This window comes from Pseudoxanthomonas sp. LjRoot204_2, from assembly GCF_056175765.1.
The window spans coordinates 1-1020 of sequence record NZ_JBGFFG010000743.1 but is presented as its reverse complement, the minus strand read 5'-3'; the positions used below and the strand labels follow the sequence as shown (position 1 = coordinate 1020).

Genomic DNA, 1020 nt, shown 5'->3' with positions numbered 1-1020 from the left:
GCGCGGTGATGGCGGTGCCGATGTTCTGCGAGATCGCCATGCCCGAGACGCGGGTGCGGGTGGGGAACATCTCCGGATAGAAGCTCGGGAACACGGCGTTGTAGCCCTGGTAGACCACGCCCCACATCAGCAGCGACATCACGATGGCCAGCGGCACGTTGTGGATGCTGATGGCATACAGGTAGCCGAACGACAGCAGGCCCGAACCGATGGCACCCACGGCGATCGGCAGGCGGCGCCCGACCTTGTCCGACAGGTTGCCGACGAACGGGATCACGATCACGGCCAGGATGTTGCCCATCACCGGAATCCAGAGGTAGATGTCCTTCTCGAAGTTGATGCCGTAGCCCGGCTGCACCGCGTAGGCGGCGCCGAAGATGGTCGCGACCACCGGGATCACGTTCATCAGCGAGCACAGCAGCACGCGCAGCATGTCGCCCCAGCTCTCGGTCACGGCCTGGATGACGGGCGCCTTCGGCACCTGCGCGCTCTTCTCGACTTCGGCAAAGGCGGGGGTCTCCTCCACTTCCCTGCGGATGATGTAGCCGGCCACGATGACGATGAAGCTCAGCAGGAACGGAATGCGCCAGCCCCAGGCGTTGAAGGCGTCCTTGTCCATGTAGTGCGCGAGCGGCAGGAACACCGCGGCCGCCATGATCTGGCCGGCCTGCACGCCCTGCAACGTGAAGCTCGCGAAGAAGCCGCGGCGTCCGAACGGCGCGTGCTCCAGGATCATCGAGCTCGCGCCCGAGATCTCGCCGGCCACCGCAAAGCCCTGGATCAGGCGCAGCAGCACCAGCAGCGCGGGCGCCCACAGGCCGACCTGGTCGTAGGTGGGCAGCAGGCCGACGGCGACGGTGGAAAAGCCCATCAGGAACATGCACAGGATGAGCACCGTCTTGCGGCCGTGCGTGTCGCCCCAGTGGCCCAGCAGCAGCGCGCCGATCGGCCGTGCGACGTAGCCCACGCCGTAGGTCGCGAGCGACGCGATGATCGCGATCTGCGGGTCGCCCTTGGGAA

General features: G+C 66.7%; 1 protein-coding gene. It reads right to left on the bottom strand.

Features of this window, described 5'->3' with window-relative positions:
* Positions 1–1020 (bottom strand): MFS transporter (locus AC04L7_RS19545; RefSeq protein ID WP_475513826.1); only part of this gene is annotated, 1020 nt, incomplete at both ends.